This window comes from Paenibacillus sp. A3M_27_13, from assembly GCF_024213315.1.
Lineage (GTDB): Bacteria > Bacillota > Bacilli > Paenibacillales > Paenibacillaceae > Paenibacillus > Paenibacillus polymyxa_B.
This window is the reverse complement of the sequence record NZ_JANAVE010000001.1, coordinates 14,872-31,496: the sequence shown is the minus strand read 5'-3', so window position 1 is coordinate 31,496 and position 16,625 is coordinate 14,872. Positions and strand designations below refer to the sequence as shown.

General features: G+C 39.8%; 15 protein-coding genes and 3 pseudogenes. 17 read left to right on the top strand and 1 reads right to left on the bottom strand.

Annotation, left to right across the window (positions count from 1 at the left end):
- The first annotated feature begins 109 nt into the window (after window positions 1–109).
- The 13 genes from NLX82_RS00105 to NLX82_RS00045 all read left to right on the top strand — a co-directional run bounded on the left by NLX82_RS00105 (window position 110) and on the right by NLX82_RS00045 (window position 12,300).
- Window positions 110–850, top strand: a complete 741-nt coding sequence (locus NLX82_RS00105; protein WP_075154225.1) for an SDR family oxidoreductase — start codon at window positions 110–112, stop codon at window positions 848–850.
- Between the two features lie 1,482 nt (window positions 851–2,332).
- Entirely contained in the window at window positions 2,333–2,635 is a 303-nt protein-coding gene (locus NLX82_RS00100) for a PTS sugar transporter subunit IIB (RefSeq protein WP_034095039.1), read from the top strand.
- 14 nt (window positions 2,636–2,649) lie between these two features.
- Window positions 2,650–3,903 (top strand): PTS transporter subunit IIC, encoded by a 1,254-nt coding sequence (locus tag NLX82_RS00095; RefSeq protein ID WP_023988790.1) that lies wholly within the window; start codon window positions 2,650–2,652, stop codon window positions 3,901–3,903.
- Window positions 3,904–3,925: 22 nt separating this feature from the next.
- A complete protein-coding gene (gene rpe, locus NLX82_RS00090; RefSeq protein WP_023988789.1) occupies window positions 3,926–4,591 on the top strand; it encodes a ribulose-phosphate 3-epimerase in 666 nt (221 codons plus the stop codon).
- Window positions 4,588–5,640, top strand: a complete 1,053-nt coding sequence (locus tag NLX82_RS00085; RefSeq protein ID WP_023988788.1) for a galactitol-1-phosphate 5-dehydrogenase — start codon at window positions 4,588–4,590, stop codon at window positions 5,638–5,640. The genes rpe and NLX82_RS00085 overlap by 4 nt, the downstream gene beginning before the upstream one ends.
- A gap of 10 nt (window positions 5,641–5,650) precedes the next feature.
- Window positions 5,651–6,214, top strand: coding sequence for a 6-phospho-3-hexuloisomerase (gene hxlB / locus NLX82_RS00080; RefSeq protein WP_048481506.1), 564 nt, complete (start codon window positions 5,651–5,653; stop codon window positions 6,212–6,214).
- Between the two features lie 160 nt (window positions 6,215–6,374).
- The gene (locus NLX82_RS00075) at window positions 6,375–8,435 is read left to right on the top strand and encodes a BglG family transcription antiterminator (RefSeq protein WP_254347385.1); all 2,061 of its coding nucleotides are present in this window, start codon (window positions 6,375–6,377) and stop codon (window positions 8,433–8,435) included.
- A 45-nt stretch (window positions 8,436–8,480) separates the two neighbouring features.
- Entirely contained in the window at window positions 8,481–8,954 is a 474-nt protein-coding gene (locus tag NLX82_RS00070; RefSeq protein WP_023988785.1) for a PTS sugar transporter subunit IIA, read from the top strand.
- A 37-nt stretch (window positions 8,955–8,991) separates the two neighbouring features.
- Window positions 8,992–9,240: a DUF6250 domain-containing protein gene (locus NLX82_RS00065; protein WP_028541584.1), complete on the top strand. Its 249-nt coding sequence runs from the start codon at window positions 8,992–8,994 to the stop codon at window positions 9,238–9,240.
- 359 nt (window positions 9,241–9,599) lie between these two features.
- Window positions 9,600–9,827: a hypothetical protein gene (locus NLX82_RS27680; protein ID WP_226887820.1), complete on the top strand. Its 228-nt coding sequence runs from the start codon at window positions 9,600–9,602 to the stop codon at window positions 9,825–9,827.
- Window positions 9,734–10,195, top strand: a complete 462-nt coding sequence (locus tag NLX82_RS00055) for a class I SAM-dependent methyltransferase (RefSeq protein WP_231118765.1) — start codon at window positions 9,734–9,736, stop codon at window positions 10,193–10,195. Before NLX82_RS27680 ends, NLX82_RS00055 begins: the two co-directional genes overlap by 94 nt.
- Before the next feature lie 517 nt (window positions 10,196–10,712).
- Entirely contained in the window at window positions 10,713–11,690 is a 978-nt protein-coding gene (locus NLX82_RS00050) for a cation diffusion facilitator family transporter (protein WP_254347384.1), read from the top strand.
- A gap of 262 nt (window positions 11,691–11,952) precedes the next feature.
- Window positions 11,953–12,300 (top strand): hypothetical protein, encoded by a 348-nt coding sequence (locus NLX82_RS00045; protein WP_028541583.1) that lies wholly within the window; start codon window positions 11,953–11,955, stop codon window positions 12,298–12,300.
- Window positions 12,301–12,394: 94 nt separating this feature from the next.
- Here NLX82_RS00045 and NLX82_RS00040 read toward each other — a convergent pair.
- Window positions 12,395–12,728 (bottom strand): annotated as a pseudogene (locus NLX82_RS00040) (transposase); the annotation flags it as partial.
- A gap of 139 nt (window positions 12,729–12,867) precedes the next feature.
- Here NLX82_RS00040 and NLX82_RS00035 point away from each other — a divergent pair.
- The 4 genes and pseudogenes from NLX82_RS00035 (at window position 12,868) to NLX82_RS27870 (ending at window position 16,547) form a co-directional block, all read left to right on the top strand.
- Window positions 12,868–13,338, top strand: a complete 471-nt coding sequence (locus NLX82_RS00035) for a Wadjet anti-phage system protein JetD domain-containing protein (RefSeq protein ID WP_023988778.1) — start codon at window positions 12,868–12,870, stop codon at window positions 13,336–13,338.
- Between the two features lie 372 nt (window positions 13,339–13,710).
- Window positions 13,711–14,064 (top strand): annotated as a pseudogene (locus NLX82_RS00030) (isochorismatase family protein); the annotation flags it as partial.
- Between the two features lie 72 nt (window positions 14,065–14,136).
- Window positions 14,137–15,606 (top strand): annotated as a pseudogene (locus NLX82_RS00025) (MFS transporter).
- A gap of 293 nt (window positions 15,607–15,899) precedes the next feature.
- Window positions 15,900–16,547, top strand: coding sequence for a carbohydrate-binding protein (locus tag NLX82_RS27870; RefSeq protein WP_233903715.1), 648 nt, complete (start codon window positions 15,900–15,902; stop codon window positions 16,545–16,547).
- Window positions 16,548–16,625: the final 78 nt, after the last annotated feature.

Here is a 16,625-nt window from a genome sequence, read left to right as displayed (position 1 = left end):
TCCATTAACCATTGAGTAATCGGGGCTTCTGTCTATAATATTAATCAACGACCGTTAAATATTCAACACACGTCACCAAGAAAAATTTTGGGTAAAGGAGCATTTAACAATGGAAAATATACGAGATAAAGTGGTGATTATAACTGGAGCCTCCAGCGGAATAGGGGAAGCTACAGCGAAGTTGTTGGCACAAAATGGCGCAAAGGTGGTATTGGCAGCCAGAAGAGAGGAACGTCTGCATGCGATTGCTAATGAAATTAAACAGGGTGGCGGCGAGGCCGTTTCTGTAAAAGCAGACGTCGTTTCTGCCGAAGATATGCAGAATTTGGCCAAGTTTACCTTAAGTGTGTATGGCCGAATTGATGTATTGGTGAACAATGCAGGGGTCATGCCGAGTTCCAGGCTGAATGAATTAAGAGTAGAAGAGTGGGATCAAATGATCGATGTGAACATCAAAGGCGTTTTATACGGTATCGCAGCGGTATTGCCTACCATGCGGGAGCAGCAGTCCGGTAATATCATTAACCTATCCTCTACAGCCGGTTATCATGTGTCCCCTACAAATGCCGTATACGCGGCCACCAAGTTCGCAGTTAGAGCCATCTCGGAAGGGCTGCGCTTGGAAGAGTCTTCGACTTCGCGTATTAGATCTACCTTGATTGCTCCTGGTCTGACGAAGACCGAACTTTTTGACAGCATTACCAGCCCGGAAGTGCAGACGATCGCCAATCAAATAAGCGGCATAGGGATTTCTCCTTACAGTATTGCTAGAGCCATCGCGTTTGCCATTAATGAACCTGATGACACCCTAATCAGTGAAATTATGGTTAGGCCGACCGCGTTGCCTTGAACATTTCCAAACAAGATGATAGGGAATTTTCCTTATGGCTGAAAATCAAAATACTGGTCATCTACCATCTAAGGCTATTATCCAACTGTAAGCTGATAACGGAAAGATGAATTTACTTTATATATAACAAGAGCTATCATGTTAAATTGTTTTTTGAACTAACTGGGAACGTTAGTTCAATGAAACAGCGACAGTCTAGGACTTTATTTTCTGTCGCTGTTTCAATTTCTAGGGTAAGTCTAAAACTTATTTTATGGAGTCTGACGGTATGACAATTCAAAAAGCCGCGCGGAATAAGAACATCCAGTCTAATCGGGAGACAAGAACATGGTCCCATTGAAAGTCACTATTATAGCGGCTTTTTTGTTTTATCGGTACAGGTTCTTGTCCCGATTGCCGTAATGAACACAAACATGATCCAATTAACAATTAGACATTTATCTATACATTTGTAAAATAGCAAATGTCGTTATGCTTACCTCAGAAATTTCAGAGTAAGACTTTAAATTTCATCAGTGGGGAGACGATTGCCCCTGATCCGCCCCAAATGCTCTTCTACTGCCATCTGCAGGAGCGCTAGAAGCTTTACTACAAAACCGCAGTGAAAGAAACAGACCACTTCAGATTGAAGTAAAAGTAATTTAAGTAATTTAGTTTAAGAAAAAGGAATGCTTAAAGTCGATCTGAAAAATGCCTGTTAGTGGTCGTGGAGCACTTAGTGATCTTAATGCACCTTCATATCTATTCTCTATATTAACTGACCCTCGCATCAAAAACATCGAATAAGATTGATCAAGGAGTGGATTTTGAATAATGATGTCTTTAACCCACAGTAACAACCATCATCAGATTCCAAGTGGTTTTTCGAGCACATTTTAACAACCTGCGAAAATGATCGTCAATCGAATTGATGTAATTTGACATAGGCTTAACAATTAATAAAATTCTTGGTTTCGAGGGGGGATTGGAGAAATGTAGCTGTAGTTCAGCAAACCTGGAGCTGTCATATATACGAGTGAGACAAAATGGAATCAACCCGGGCAATACCAAATCTGCACTGCTAAGTGTCATTTCCTCCGTTGTGGCAGATGTGGGTTCCTCTCCATAGGACGTCATGTACCAGAATTCATCACCTCTCACGTCTACATGTTGCAGCTCAGCCTCGTCTACCGTTGTACCCAACCCGGAACTCGTTGATACGATTGAATTCATTGGAATAGATGGATTTTAACCTGAAAAATATCGAGGGAAAATCATTTTTTTCATCACTATATTGTACAACCTGTTGTCTATAAAGTGGGATGTAAACGAATACAACAATTGAATTCATCATGTTATTATGAATCCACAGCAAGAAAGAAGTTAATCCTGCTGAGTAAAAGGAAATATAAAACAATTTGCAAGGAGGATTTTTTCAACCCTTTGGGATTGGAAATGGATTTAAAACTAGCTTCGAAAACTAACATACCAGGAGGAATTAACATGTCAAATTCAAAAATTAAAATCGCCGTAGCTTGTGGAAGCGGAGTAGCAACTTCTACTATCGCAGCAGATGGAGTGAAAGAGGTATTAAAAGAAGCAGGAATTGAACATTACGATATCATTAAAACGAGTATGACGGAATTACCGAATATTATTGACAACGTCGATATTGTTCTGACAACTAATAATTTTAAAACCGATGAAAAGCCATATATGAATATCATGGGATTTGTAACAGGGCTTAATGAAGAAAAATTGAAAAATCAATTGGCTGAAAAACTGCTGGATTTAAAAAATAGTTAAGGTGGTAGATCATAATGGATACTGTGCATAATATTATTAAATCTATTACTGATATGGGAGCAACAGCTATTTTACCAATAATAATCACCGTATTAGGTCTAGTTTTTCGAATGAAAATTGGAAACGCTATCAAATCAGGCCTTTTAGTTGGGGTAGGCTTCTTAGGTTTAACATTAGTTGTTGGCTTGCTCAATTCCTCCCTAAAACCGGCAGTTGATTATTATGCAAAAATCGGTTCTGGATTTACAATTGCAGATATTGGATGGCCAGCTGTAGGGGCGGCATCTTGGGTGCCTCCTTTTGCAGCATTAGCAATTCCTCTTGGTTTAATTATTAATCTAGTATTAGTTCGACTTAGATGGACAAAAACGTTAAATGTGGATATATGGAATTACATGCATTTTCTAATTCCAGGAGCTTTGGCTTACTTTCTTTTTGACAGTTTCTGGTTAGGGTTGGTAGTAACATTGGTGATGTCTGTTATTGCTCTATTCGTTGGTGATTTAATTGCTTCAAAATGGCAAGAATACTTTGGTTTAGAAGGTACAACCTGCACAACTATTATTTATTCAGCTTGGGGTTATCCGATTGCCTGGCTGGTAAATAGAATCATTGATTTCATTCCTGGTTTAAATAAATTGGAGTTTTCTCTGAGTAAAATTAATAAAAAAATAGGCGTTCTCGGGGACCCAGTTATTATTGGATTTATTGTTGGATTAGTTTTAGGGGCAATTACTAAAAGACCTGTTACAGAGATAGTGACTATGGCCACAGGGATAGCTGGAGTTATGGTATTAATGCCTAAAGTTGTTGGAGTGATGATGGACGGGCTATCTCCAATTGGGAAATCGGCAAAAGACTTTATGATTAAACGCATGGGGAATAACTCCAATCTAAATGTGGGGATGGATATTGCGCTAGGCTTAGGCGATCCGACTACTATTACAACTACAGTCGTTTCTATTCCAATTGTTATGTTATTGGCACTCATTTTACCTGGAGTTCAGTTCTTTCCAATAGGACTGTTAATGTCTGTTACCTATATTTCTGTAATGTGTACGTTAACAAGTAAAGGAAATCTATTCCGTTCTATTGTGTCGACAGTAGTATTTTGTATTATCACATTTTATTTGGCAGGATTTGTTGCACCAGGTGCAACACAGATGCTTAACAGCGCAGGTGTCGAGTTAAAAGGTTTAGGGACAGATGTTACTTTTTCTGAGATATGGAACTTATTAATTTATTGGGTAAGCACTTTAGTTAAATAAAGACTAGAGAAGAGGAAAAATAATGAATCTGATTTTACCTTCAATATTTGCAGCAGATTTAATGAACTTAAAAAGTGAATGCGATGTTTTATATGAAGAAGGATTTCAAGTACTTCATGTAGATATGATGGACGGAAACTTCGTCCCTCATATCGCATTTGGACCAGAACAAATTAAAAATATAAAAAAACAAGTGAATATGAAATTAGATGTTCACATGATGGTATCAGCCCCAGAGCAGCATATAGCGAGTGTATTGGACACTGGAGCAGAAATGATATCAGTTCACTATGAATCAACTCCTCATATTCGTTTTGTCATTGATCAGATTAAGCAACATGGAAGGAAAGCAGGGATCGTCATTAATCCTGGGACGGACACCTTTATATTGAAACCTTTTCTAAACATCATTGACTATGTTCTAGTTATGTCGATCAATCCAGGAAGACCTAATCAAGTTTTTATGGAAGAAACGATTGATAGAATAAGAGAACTGAAAGTAATGATAGGTCAACGAGATATTCAGATCGAAGTTGATGGTGGAGTAGATGAGAGTATAGCTAGTCAATGTATCGAAGCTGGAGCATCTTTGGTTGTCATCGGATCATATTTATTTTCGAATAACAAAGCACATGTGAAGAATTTGAAAAGTCTAGAACATGGAGAGAGAAAGGATGAGAGAAAATGAAATCATTAAAACTGTATGGTGCCAGAGACATACGTTTTGGAGGAGCGGAAAAACCTCAAATACTGGATGGAAAAGATGTCATTGTAAAAATAAAAGCATGTGGCATTTGTGGATCTGATATCTCTCGATATAAAAAATTGGGTGCAGTCACACCTGGTCAGGTATGGGGACATGAATTTGCAGGTGTTGTAGAACAAGTTGGCGATCAAGTAACAGATCTAAAAGTTGGAGACCATGTTGCTGGATGTCCAGCACTAATTGAAGAAGATGATTATTATTATCGAGCAGGTCAACCAGCTAGAGCGAATTCATTGCATGCAATAGGTGCTAAGGAACCTGGTGGATTCGCCGAATACATTAAACTCCCAGAGAAGAATTTAGTTAAAGTACCTGATGATTTGGATTTCGAATCAGCTTCTATGGTAGAACCTTCTACTGTAGTTTTACATGGGTATTATCGAACCAATCTATCGGTGGGCGACGATGTGGTCATTGTTGGAGCAGGGGGAACCATTGGGTTGTTTGCTGTTCAATGGGCAAAAATATTTGGCGCGAAAAAAGTAATTGCGGTTGATATTGATGATGAAAAACTTCAAATTGCGAAGGAATTAGGCGCCGATTATACGATAAATTCTCTGAATGAAGATGTTCTGACAAAGGTCGCTGAATATACGGATGGCATGAATGCAGATATTGTAGTTGAAGCAGCTGGAACGCCCCATACAGCAGCAACTGTGTTTGGTTACGCCAAAAAAGGCGGCGGAGTTGTGTTCCTAGGTATCCCTTATGCAGACGTTGCGATGGAAAGATTTTATTTTGAAAAAATCCTAAGAAGTGAGTTAACCGTGTGGGGATCATGGAGTTGTGTATCCGCACCATTCCCAGGTAAGGAATGGGCAACGACTGTTCACTTTATGCACAATAACAGATTAAATACTAAAAAAATGATTACACATCGTATACCGCTTGAAGAAGGTTCAGAAATGTTTGAACGATTAATGGAAAGAAAAGAACTTATCGGCAAGGTAATCATGTATCCAGAAAGCTGAAGGTGAACTTATGGACAAATTAATTAAACAAATGGAAGTCATTATGAAAGAATTAGAAAGAAGTATTTCCTTAATGAATGTTGGTGAAAGTGAACAAATTCTACAAGTCTTGTATAATACAAAGCGGATTTTCCTTGCTGGTTCAGGGAGATCAGGTTTAGCGATCCGTGCTTTCGCTAATCGACTGTTGCACTTAGGTAAAACGGTTTATATTGTTGGTGATATTACTACTCCAAGCATTCAAGCAGAGGATATTTTATTTATTGGTTCTGGTTCAGGAGAAACCGCTGGTCTAATAGTAAATGCAAAAAAAGCAAAGCAATCAGGAGCAAAGGTAATTCTTAATACAACGAATTCGCAGTCGACTTTGGGGAAACTAGCTGATTACATGCTTTTAATTAATATTGACAATAAAGAAACGGATACTGATTTAATGGAATCTTCTATTCAACCAATGGGATCGGCATTTGAGCAATTAAGTCTTCTCTTGTATGATGCGATTGTTTTGGAATGGGTAGCTAATTTTAATGAAACCTATGATGACATGAAATTAAGACATGCTAATTTGGAATAAACGTTTGATTTGAGCAAAACAAAATTTCGATTCTTCACAGAGCGCCTCCAAGACCAAAGATTAAATTGAGTAATTTGAATACGACCTAAACTTGAAGCCTCTTATATAATCCTCTGGAGCTGTCAATATTATTATTAACAAGGAAGGAGGAGAGAGAGCCATGCAGCTTGATGATAGAAGCAGCAGCTTGCTGCAAGAATTGTTATCAAATCCAAGTGTGAAGAGTAAGAACTTGGAACATAAGTATGGTTTAAGCCGCAGGCAAATCAGTTACAGCCTTGAAAAAATCAATGACTGGTTAGAGGGCCAACGCCTACCAAAAATTGAACGGAATAAACAGGGTGTTTTTATTGTTGATGCTACTCTCTTCTCTGCTGTGCTTAATGAAGTAAACAAGCCTTCGACAAAAAAATATATTTTTTCTGAAGCAGAGCGAGTAGAACTTATTATTCTGATCCTACTGAGTCGTAGTGAAGAATTATCTTTATTTCATTTTACCAGTTCCATTTACGTAAGCAAGAATACCATACTAAATGATCTAAAAGCAGCACAAGAATTAGTCGAACCTTATGATCTTAGTATCCGTTATTCCCGGTTATCTGGTTACTCAATTGAGGGTGTTGAATTTCAAAAAAGAAAGTTATTGATTGATGTCGTTAACAAAATTCATCACATGTACAATGGGGAAAAATGGGTTCAACAGTTAGCAGAGATCACTGAAAAAGAAGTGCAACAGATTCATGAACGTCTTGAAAAGATTGAAAGCCATCTGAGCTTGAAATTTACAGATGATAAGATGAAGACTTTGCCACATATCCTACTGATCTTGCTGCGAAGAATCAAACTTGGGAAAACAATAAATTCCTTTCATATTAGCTATGAAGAATTATCGGATACCAAGGAGTACCAAGCGGTTCAAGAACTACTATCGGATTTGGTGCATATCCCGACCGAGGAAAGATTATTCATAACGCTGCAAATTCTTACGACGAATGTTTCCTCATCTGAGCTCCTTGGGGAAGACATTGTATCAGATTTAAATCAGGCATTGAAAAAGATGCTGGAGCGATTCGAGAAAATGTCCTGCATCCTCTTACAAGACAAAAAGCAGTTGTTGCATATGATCATGCTGCATATAAAACCTGCATATTATCGCATTAAATACAAACTTACTATTACTAATCCACTACAAGAAACAATTAATAGTGAATTCATAGAACTGCACCACCTTGTAAAAAAGTCAGCAAAACCTTTAGCTGATTACATTGGCTGTGATATTCCAGATAGTGATTGCACTTATTTAACGATGCTGATAGGCGGTTGGTTAACAAAGCAAGGAGACAGCATTCTGAGTAAAACAAAAGCAGTAGTGGTTTGTGCTAACGGAGTATCCGTTTCTAAGCTTTTACTAATTACTTTGAATGATTTATTTCCTGAATTTATTTTTTTGGATTCCTTATCTGTGAGAGAATTCAAGATGTATGATTTGGAATATGACATTGTTTTTTCTTCCGTATATCTGCAAACGAACAAACGACTATTTATAGTCAAGCCAATATTACAAAAGGAAGAAAAGATCTCTCTACGAAAACAAGTGATGGAATTATTGCATGGATTCACTCCATCTGAATTAAGTTTGAAAAATATTCTGGAGATCGTTGAGAAATATGCAACCGTTCAGAACAGGCAACTTCTTGCAAAGGAATTACAACACTACTTTACAAGCCATCACTCGTTGTCTTTCAAATCACAACCCGAATTACAAAAGACAAATTTGCATGACCTGATAACGCCGGAGAATATTACATTGCTTCCTTCAGTATCATCTTGGGAAGAGGCTATACGATTAGGGGCGCTACCGCTGCTGCTTCAAGGGAGTATCCAACCTTCTTATGTAGAAGCTATGATCCAACATTACGATGTGGAAGATCCGTATATCATTATTAGCCCAAATGTGGCAATTCCTCATGATAGTCCCGAAAGTGGGGTAAACGAAGTAGCTATGAGCTTGCTCCGTTTAGAGCAAGGCGTTGAATTTGCAAGAAATAGGCCGATAAACATCGTTATTATCATAGCCGCTGTCGATAAACAACAGCACTTAAGGGCATTGGTTCAGTTAATGAAACTTGTTGAAAGTAAAGATGATTGTGAAGCTATCATTCAAGCCCAAAGTGCAATGGATATCCATAGTATCATCAAAAAATATGGTACGGATTATTAAAAAGATATCTATGTTTTCCGATTTTTATAAAAGGGAGTAATTATTATGAGCGCAAAAACGATAAATGGACTCGTGTTTGATCAGGATTTAATTCAACTGCACGCACGTTACGATTCGAGGGAAGAGCTTATCAAAAGCTTTGGAAAAAAGATAGAAGAGAAAAATTATGCCAAAAAAGGATATACAGAATCTTTGCTTCAACGTGAAATCGAATATCCGACCGGAATCAACATGGGGACAATTGGTATAGCAATTCCACATACAAATAAAGAATTCGTTAACGAAACTGCTATTGCCGTTGCAGTTTTAGATAATAGCATAGAGTTCGAGGATATGGGGGGATCTGATGTAACTGTCAACGCAGAAATTGTGATGGTACTTGTAGTAAAAAATCCTAAGATGCACATCTCATTTTTAAAGAACTTAACAAGTTTGTTTCAAGAAGAAAAATTCGTTAAACGTTTTCAAAATGCAACTAATCCTGCCGAAATCGAGGAAATACTCTTGAAGTTGCTTTAATAGAGACACATAAAATAATGTTGTAAAATTAATTAAATTGGTTGATGGGACCGGATATGAAATTGCGACATATAACAATGATGGAAAACTGGATTTACAGCCAAATACAGATTATCATCTCAAAGTAGAAGCGCAAGGCAATATCACTAAGGTTTATTTGAACAATAAATTAGTTATCGACACAAAAGATCAAACTTATAAAGAAGGATACTTTGGTCTCAATGTATGGAATACAACGGCTTTTTTTAATGATGTTAAAGTGAAACTAAAACATAAAGATGAATGATTAAGAAAAGTTAAATAATGATATTTGTATCTCTATGGATTTAGTTTGTGTCGCCGCACAGCGACACAAACTTTTTTTAATTATTTGATCCATTTTCAGAGACAGAATACTTAATCCTGTTTGGTTCAATGTACATCGACACAAAGTTTCCAATCAAAACTACCTTATAAAATCCAAGCTTAAGCAGGAAATTTGCAGAAACGGTTATGATTGAAGACGATACCTTCTATATATGGGGTGAAGAATGCATTGTAAGCAAAATATCAAGTGAGAAAGGCATAAAGTTGGAAGAGCAATTTTTGTTTGTATTTAATCGAATTGAACAAACCAAACATAACTTAATGATGGGGGCATTATCAATGAATAAGGAAGATGAGAAATTACTGCAATATTATCTGGAACTCAAAGGTCCGAATGCGGGGGAATGGAACTCTTCTCCACAGTGCCTTCACACACAGTTGGTGACAAGAGATTACGTAAGAAGACATTCGATATTTTTGATGAAATCCAAGTATGTAATGTTGGTATCGGAACTGGAGATTGGGACGATTACCTTGGATATTGGCTTAAGGGAAGAGGTGGTTTAACCAGCATTGATATTGACGAAAGTATTTGCGAGATATTTGAGTATAGACAACAGAGGGAGCAGCATCCGAATCCATCAAAAGTTTTATGCAGGAGCATATTCGATTCCGATTTGCCTCAAGAAGCCTTTGATATTGTAACCCTAATTGGGTCCGCTATTAATGAAACAGGGGACTTCAAAAAATGCTTAGATTCGTGTTTTAGTTTAATCAAGCATGGGGGATATTTGATGTTTATGGCAAGTTTAAAATATACACCCGTTGAAATGTTAGAGGAATACATAAGTAATACTAAGTATCATATTGTGCAAAAAACTGTATACGAAGTGTTCCTTGAATATCCGTTTTTCATCAGCAAAATCAGAAAATAATCAGGCTAAGTGTAAATTGACTTACTGTAACCACTCTATTTGTATAGGCTTGGTTGCACAATCTTTGGTACTTCGCGAATAATTTTTTCTTTTATTTGCGATATAAAAGTTTTCATTTGTAAAGTGATTATTTATATTCTTACCTTCAGTCAGTCATTTTCGTTGAAAGTTCTTTACCTCGGTTGGTGACGGTAAAGAACTTGCCAACGAGATCTGAAGGGGTTACCTATGAGAGCGATACCTTGCCCCGCTCCGATGCAGTTCGGCATATTTCTGCGTGTTTGTCCCATATAATTTCCACCTTAGGCTTAGATTTTGTTCAATCAAGAATGAGGGTTGACACCTATATCGGGAACAAATATAATAAGGCTAATCAAAACACATGAACAGTTGATCATATGTTTATATAAATTCAATTCGTTTCTTTCAAACTGTATAGAGAGGGAATGAAAAGTCGATCGAAACAGTGGAAAGGTATTATGACAAACCATTCAATTAGTTTAAGGAGAGGATAACGGTGTCCGTAAACAATCATGGTCATGACCATGGAAATAACCATAAGCATGTACATACCAACAATAAAAAAGTACTCCTGATTTCATTCATCATTATTACGGTGTATATGATTATCGAAGCGGTTGGAGGTGTGATTACCAACAGTTTGGCTCTGCTTTCCGATGCGGGTCATATGTTGTCCGATTCCATCGCTTTAGGGGTGGCTTTGCTTGCATTCACATTTGGCTCCAAAGCTGTAAACACAGGGAAAACATACGGCTACAGGAGATTTGAAATTTTAGCTGCAGCCCTTAACGGTGTTACGTTGATCGGCATTTCACTTTACATTTTTTACGAGGCGATTGAGCGGTTTATGAATCCTCCGGAAGTAGCCACATTTGGCATGTTGATTATCAGTACCATCGGATTGCTTATAAATCTGTTGGTTGCGTGGATTATGATGCGTGGAAGTGACACCAAGGAAAACCTGAATATGCGCAGTGCCTATTTGCACGTACTCAGTGATATGATGGGGTCAGTTGGCGCCATTGCCGCAGCTCTTATGATGATGTTTTTTGGCTTGGGCTGGGCAGATCCGCTTGCTAGTGTCGTTGTCGCGGGACTTGTTTTACGTAGCGGTTACTTTGTCACAAAATCGTCCTTGCATGTTTTGATGGAAGGGACGCCCGAAAATGTTGATATGAACGAAATTGTCAATTCGATCCGAAGGATAGATGGTGTTAAGGGAGTCCATGATGTACACATTTGGTCCATTACAAGCAGCATGAACGCTCTTACTGCTCATGTTGTCGTTAACGGAGAAAAATCGATCTATGAAACCGAAGTGATTCTAAAAAAAATCAAACACATGCTGGAACACAAAGAAATCTGGCACGTGACCTTACAAGTTATGTCGTCCGAACGGCATGCTCACGATAGCTCGATTTTATGTACCGTCAAAGCCGATGTGACGGATGCGCATGCTCATCATCACCATTGATGGACACGGAATCGTCAACATCAACCGCTGTAGACGAAATGAATTTATTCCCCCACAAGCGGCCTCTCCACTCCATAGTGTGATGAGGCTGTTCTGCTACTTATGGAAACTAAATTTAAAATGCCGCCAAATGAGGCGAAAAAACTGCATTCATTGCTCTTTAAGAAAGCAAAGGCATACTTTCGTGAACAGTCTAAAGAGAAGCCTAATCCAACTAATGCAGAAGTGCTTTGTTATATTTTAAGTGGGGAGGTAAAGTAAATTGGCTCGTCCGGTTTCTTTCAGTAGCAGCGACTTGGCATGGGAATGTGCACAAGTAAAAAGAAAGCTTTTAAATGATGTCAAAAAGGGGCGATTATCGCGTCTTTCAAAATCAGATGTGTACGATATGATTGCAAAACGCCCGCGAATCAGATTGAAAAGCTCGCGAATGTTGTGGACGGGTTCCTATAAGGAATATTTGGAAAAATGGTTCACCAAATTGAATGAGGAAATACAATTAATCCTAGACTCGGCCTCTGAAGGAGAACCAACGATTACAAGTCCTGAGATTGTAGCCCAGGAGCACCGGGAATTGCAAGCCAAGGTTACTCATTTACACAGCTTATAAGTACGTATAAAGATGCTTTGGACGAATTACGCATAGAGAACGGACAGTACCGAGAATTAATCAGCCAGCATTTCGGAGATATTGACTTATTCTAATGATCCTGAATGTCCCGTGTACTGATACCCTTCGCATACATATGTGCTCCTCAATGCCGGTCACATTCGTTTGATTTTTCTTCACGACTACAGGTTCAAATTCTACATCACCGTATTCGGAGGTTACGGTTTTCTTACTGTTGTAGCCGTCGCGGCTGTTTCTCGTTTGTTTGTTTTTACATCATGTTTCTCATAACCGGGATGCGTATCCAGTTCGGCTTCTAATGCTTCTTGAAGTACATCTGCAAATAATTCCTTTAATGTCCATTGAATATCTTCTGCCGATTGAAAATTATGCTCTTTTACGAATTGACGTAATTCTTGTTTTGACAATAATCCGCTTCAGGTCACCATGTGCTTATTCCTCCAACTTTGATCTAGTAGTCAGTATTGACAAATTTATCTCAGTTGAAGTAAAGATTATGTCCAAACTAAATTGTTACTTCAAGCCTTGTACGGAATTGAATTACAAATGGGTGAATCTCTCCCGGAGCGACTATTCTTTGGTGTGACGGTTCACTCGCAATTAATGAAAGCAGGCCGCGTGATAGATTTGAGGGCTGAACGCATTCTTATCATTGGAAATAAAACTGTATTTCATGAATATATCCAATCGTTATCGAGAATTGGTAATTTGTTAGAGAAGAAGATCATTGTTGTTTATCTTGGAGGTTTTCCAGGACCGGATAAACGATTTTTTCTTCGGCAAATCCAAGATAAATTTGATAAAAATGGTCTTCAGATTGAAGTTCAGTTTTGGGGCGACATCGATTGGGGAGGGTTCCAAATATTCCGGCATTTGCAAAAATCAGTGTTTCCACAACTACGACCCTATCGTATGGATAAGACTACTTTCCATCAGCATTTGGATTGGGCAGAAACCTTCACTGCAGATTATCAAGTCAAATTGGAGCAGCTACTGGAAAACACGGATAATTCCTAGTTTCACGGATTAATTCGAGAGATGTTGTGTACGGGCAAGCGTTTAGAGCAAGAAGCTATACTATTATAAACTGTATTTCAGCCACTGGTTGTTGCCGAATTCTATAAGATTCGTGGTAATACTTTGTATTGACAGTGTATTTCACAATAGCCGCGACTTTTGCGGCTTTTTTCATTTATTGTTATTAGTTGTTTTCTTGGACTGGGACAAAAATCAAAATTGAGCCTTCTATTTTTACCATAAAAATGCAAGTAAATCCGTAACTGGCCGATCAAGGAAACAAGGTTGTTACCAGGTTGGTGTAGAGCAAGGTAACGTCTGGGTATCTTGGCGGCTTATTTAAATGGGGGATGAAGAGCCAGTTGCAGACTACATTCTCAGTTCCCGGCTACAGCAAGCGATCAAATCGTCCCGGAAATGCGGGTCGCCGAAACAGACCACATCATTACTAAAAAGCAATGGGGAGCTTTTTACGGAACGGAGCTCGACCTGCAGTTGCGTCGCCGGGGAATCGACACCATCGTCTTATGCGGCATCGCTACCGGGCTTGGCGTGGATACGACCGCGCGGGAAGCGTTTATGAATGGGTATCAGCTGATTTTGGCGATCGATGCCATGACCGGGTTTTCTCAAGCCGAGCACGATCACGTGAAAAATTTTATTTTTCCACGCATCGGGCGTGTTCGGACAACACAGGAAATCATTTCTGCCTTTGCTGAAGTTTGAACCCAAAGGAGATGTGCCCTTGGATTTATCAGGTTCCAGGGGTCGTTTTTTTATTTCAGGAGGTTGGTCTCTATGACCCAAAAGAGAAGTCCCAAGTCCGATAGGATGTACCCCTGGTATGTCTTATCTGTAACCAGTCTCGGAGCGTTCCTGGTTCTGGTCAATATCGGAACGCTTAATGTCGCATTGCCGGAATTAAGCCAGCAATTTCATGCGAATGCGGCAGCTTCCAGCTGGATTTTACTTTCCTATATGCTGGTAAACACTATCCTGATTTTAATCTTCGGACAAATTTCGGATATTTTCGGAAGAAGCCGAATGTATTTAATAGGAATGGCCATCTTTACCGTATCCAGTTTACTACTCGGTTATGCTTTTAATGTAGAGGTACTAATCCTTCTTCGGATCGTACAGGCTGCCGGAGGAGCGCTCGTAGTGACGAACACAACACCGCTGATTACCGATGCGTTTCCCCAATCGCAGCTGGGCACCGGTCTCGGTCTGAATTTATTGTCCGCTTCCGTCGCGCAGGTGCTTGGCCCGGTCGTCGGCGGCGTGGTCACGACCGCCTGAGGCTGGAGGTGGGTGTTCTGGTCTAATGTTCCCTTCGGGATCATTGCTCTCATCTGGGGGCTCTGGATTCTAAGGGTGAAGCCCCTAGCGCAGCTCCATAAAAAAGTGGACGGATATGGAGGCATCATGATCTTTGTCGCTTTAGCGGGTCTAATCATTGCTTTATCCAAGGGGGGAGAACTGGGCTGGGGAGACAAGCAGGTGATCGGAGGTTTTGCGATATTCGCCATATTTACTACTATATTTTTATGGCATGAGCATCGTTCAGCATCACCTCTACTAGATTTAAGCCTTTTTGAAAGCTGGACGTTCAGTATGGGGAACATCGCTACATTCTTTAATTCTTTTGCCCGTACGGCGGTTGCTCTGCTCTTCGCTCTCTATTACCAATTTGCCTTCCACCAAAACGCGCTTAATGCCGGTCTAAGGATCCTTCCAATTACGATAGGGATGTTGGTCATTTCTCCGATTGCTGGCATGTTGACTAAGAAGGCGGCCATTCGAGTTCTGGCCTCACTTGGAATTCTTATTTCTATAGCAGGACTACTACTACTCCTATTCGTGGTCGGTGGAAATTTCTCTTACGGGGTCACCGCTTGCGGCATGTTGTTAATCGGGGTCGGGACCGGTTTATTCCTTACCCCCAATACGACGGAGATCATGTCAAGCGTTCCGGAGCAAAGCCGCGGGGTGGCGAATGGACTGCGGTCCATGCTATATAACTTGGGTCAAGTGCTGAGTACGGCTCTTTCTTTAACCATCGTCGGCGCAGCGCTGCCAGCCCACCTGAAGAACGTGCTGTATTCCGGAAAGAACAATGTGATTTCTGCCGTTGATTTTGCTTTCGTCATTCACGGTTACCGCTGGGTCATCATCGCACTAATAGGGACTTCTCTACTCGCTCTTGCTGCCTCGTGGTTCCGTCCGCAACAGAAAAAAGCTTACGAAAGCTCTTCAGCGGCCTCTTGACTTTGACGCATTGATGCCGCGTCAATCCGTCCGATCCTCATCGATCGGTCCTGCGGCTGCCGCCATAACCCCAGCGCGTCCGGTAAGCCCAAACTTCTGGAGCTAGCGATATATATCCGGCGGGTAGTGGAGCGTTGCGATATACTTTCACACGACAACAAGATATCCTCTTCTCCTAAATTCCGCCTTTTGGAGGCGCGAAAAAGATGAGAGTTCTAAAGTTAGAACATGTAGGTGTTCTAACACATAACGAACATTGTTCTTTACGAACAATGTTCGTTATGGTATAAATATTGTATGAACGTCCAAATACTGCATATGCGGTAAATGATACAGTAACATATAGTGGAAGTACTTATACCTGTCTTCAGGCACATACTTCCCTTGTAGGCTGGGAACCATCCAATGTTCCTGCTTTATGGAAGAAAGGCGGCAGCGGAACTACGCCACCTACAACACCGCCAACAACGCCACCAACAGGTCCTTCAGTAACAAAGCCTTCCGAAGTTCCAAGCCACATATGGACATACACAATGAATGCGGGCGATAAATTCGGTAAAGGCGGAGATTTTGCTTTATTGCTGAGTGCTGTGATCAAAAAGGAAAGCAGCTTTGGAGCAGGCTTACCAGGCAGTCCATCAGCCGGCGACGGATTGATGCAGGTAGAACCAAACACACGTAATGCTTATTTATCTCAATTCAGCTCAAAATTTGGCCGTGCTTATAATCACGGCAGTGAACAAGATCAGGTATGCTTGGGCGGACTGATTTTAAATGAAAAGATTACTAGATTCGGCAACATATATAATGGCTTATTACACTATAACGGAGGAGATAACTGGTATCCGGGAGCTACAGACTCTTATGGCCGTCCTACTCTGGCCAATCAATATGCAGATGCAGTTTACGCTACTTATAAGGGCTATGGCGGTAAGAACTAAGATGTTATTTATTTTCCACCCTTGCAGGTTTTACAATCCTACCGTACATGTACACCCAGTTTTGTAAGTAATACCGGG

Coding starts and splice junctions, on each gene's coding strand:
- NLX82_RS00105 (WP_075154225.1), top strand. CDS start 110: ATGGAAAATATACGAGATAAAGTGGTGATTATAACTGGAGCCTCCAGC.
- NLX82_RS00100 (WP_034095039.1), top strand. CDS start 2,333: ATGTCAAATTCAAAAATTAAAATCGCCGTAGCTTGTGGAAGCGGAGTA.
- NLX82_RS00095 (WP_023988790.1), top strand. CDS start 2,650: ATGGATACTGTGCATAATATTATTAAATCTATTACTGATATGGGAGCA.
- rpe (WP_023988789.1), top strand. CDS start 3,926: ATGAATCTGATTTTACCTTCAATATTTGCAGCAGATTTAATGAACTTA.
- NLX82_RS00085 (WP_023988788.1), top strand. CDS start 4,588: ATGAAATCATTAAAACTGTATGGTGCCAGAGACATACGTTTTGGAGGA.
- hxlB (WP_048481506.1), top strand. CDS start 5,651: ATGGACAAATTAATTAAACAAATGGAAGTCATTATGAAAGAATTAGAA.
- NLX82_RS00075 (WP_254347385.1), top strand. CDS start 6,375: ATGCAGCTTGATGATAGAAGCAGCAGCTTGCTGCAAGAATTGTTATCA.
- NLX82_RS00070 (WP_023988785.1), top strand. CDS start 8,481: ATGAGCGCAAAAACGATAAATGGACTCGTGTTTGATCAGGATTTAATT.
- NLX82_RS27680 (WP_226887820.1), top strand. CDS start 9,600: ATGAATAAGGAAGATGAGAAATTACTGCAATATTATCTGGAACTCAAA.
- NLX82_RS00035 (WP_023988778.1), top strand. CDS start 12,868: ATGGGTGAATCTCTCCCGGAGCGACTATTCTTTGGTGTGACGGTTCAC.